Genomic DNA, 1594 nt, shown 5'->3' on the forward strand with positions numbered 1-1594 from the left:
GGCGGGGAAGGTGGGGTCATGTGCGGACGCTAAGGGGGCCGGTGCGTGGCGAACCGTTCCGCCCGGTGGGCCTTCCCACGATCGGGCGACGCGCGCTCCGGCGCTGTCCGGGGGTGGGTCGCGCGGCCCGGCGCCCACGGGGTGCCGTCGCGCCCGCCCTCCCGGGCCCTTGAGGCACCGGAGGAGGCACGACCGCCCGCGGGAGCGGGGGATGACCGCGCCGCTCAGACCCCCGGGACCCCCACGCCCTCCATCAGTCCCGTGACCTCCGTGCCGGACGGGGTCAGGAGGAAGACGTTGCGGTCGACCCGGTGCATGCCGCTGGCCAGGCCGAAGACGACGCCCGTGCTGAAGTCCAGGACCCGTTTGGCGGTCTCGGTCTCCGCGCCGGTCAGGTCGAGCAGGACCGGTATCCCGGACATCAGTGTCTCGGCGACGTCGCGGGCGTCCGCGAACACGTTCACGCGCAGGACGACGAAGCGGCGGCGCGCCTCCGTCGGCGCCTCGGGCAAGGCGCGGTGGCCCACCGCGGACGGCCACGCGTCGCGGCCCCGCAGCGGAACGACCTGGGCGAGCCCCTCCCACTGTTCGTCGGTGACATCGTGGCTGTTCACCGGCATGCTCCGTCCCCTGTCGCGCTGACTGTCTGCATCGGGCAATTCTTACTCATGGTCACCCGTTCGGCCCAATAACGACACGCTCCGCCATCGCGGGGCGTGCACACAGTGACGCTTGCCCCGGACGCCCACGGGTACGCGGCGCGCCGCCGAGGACCGTGCCGTTCGCGGAGGGGTCCTTCGCAGCGGGCCGGATCCGCCCGGCCCGCCGGGGGCGGCACCCCCCGGGGGACGGGAAGGGGCGGCGGGGGCGGAACACTCGTTGACCCGCGCCGCCCGGGCCGGTTGCATGGGCGCATGGCTGGTGAGGGGAACGGTGTCGTGGGACCGGTGCGTGAGTTCGAGACGCAGAAGGACTGGGAGGCGTGGCTGGAGGAGCACCAGGGGGACGTCGACGGGGTGTGGCTGAGGATTCCGAAGAAGGGGTCCGGGATCGCCGGGGTCGACTACGCGACCGCCCTGGAGTCGGCGCTGTGCTACGGCTGGATCGACGGGCACAAGAAGGGGCTGGACGACACCCACTGGCTCCAGCGGTTCACCCCGCGGCGGGCGCGCAGCCGGTGGTCGGCGATCAACCGGCAGAAGGCCCTCGACCTCATCGAGCAGGGGCGTATGCGGCCGTCCGGGCTGCGCGAGGTGGAGCGGGCGCGGGCGGACGGCCGCTGGGAGGCCGCGTACGCGAGCCAGAGCACGGCGACCGTCCCCGACGACCTGCGGGCCGCGCTGGACGCGGCGCCCGGAGCCGGTGACTTCTTCGGCACCCTCGACAGCCGCAACCGGTACGCGATCCTCCACCGGATCCAGGAGGCCAAGCGGCCCCAGACCCGGGCGGCCCGGATCGAGAAGTTCGTCGCCATGCTCGCCGAGGGGCGGAAGATCCACCCGTAGGCACGCCCACGGGCACCCCCGTGGGCGTGCCCGTGACGGCGGGTCAGCCCGCCAGCACCGCCTCCGCCGCCGCCACGCCGCAGACGCGG

The 1594-nt window shown here is 74.2% G+C and carries 2 protein-coding genes; one reads left to right on the forward strand and one right to left on the reverse strand.

The features are described 5' to 3' along the window. Nucleotides 1-224 precede the first annotated feature (224 nt). Nucleotides 225-620, reverse strand: coding sequence for a cell division protein SepF (locus tag B7767_RS30440; protein ID WP_085574960.1), 396 nt, complete (start codon nucleotides 618-620; stop codon nucleotides 225-227). Between the two features lie 294 nt (nucleotides 621-914). Here B7767_RS30440 and B7767_RS30445 point away from each other — a divergent pair, with 294 nt between their 5' ends. Continuing rightward, nucleotides 915-1505: a YdeI family protein gene (locus tag B7767_RS30445; RefSeq protein ID WP_085574961.1), complete on the forward strand. Its 591-nt coding sequence runs from the start codon at nucleotides 915-917 to the stop codon at nucleotides 1503-1505. Nucleotides 1506-1594: the final 89 nt, after the last annotated feature.

Source organism: Streptomyces sp. 13-12-16 (assembly GCF_002114215.1).
Taxonomy (GTDB): domain Bacteria; phylum Actinomycetota; class Actinomycetes; order Streptomycetales; family Streptomycetaceae; genus Streptomyces.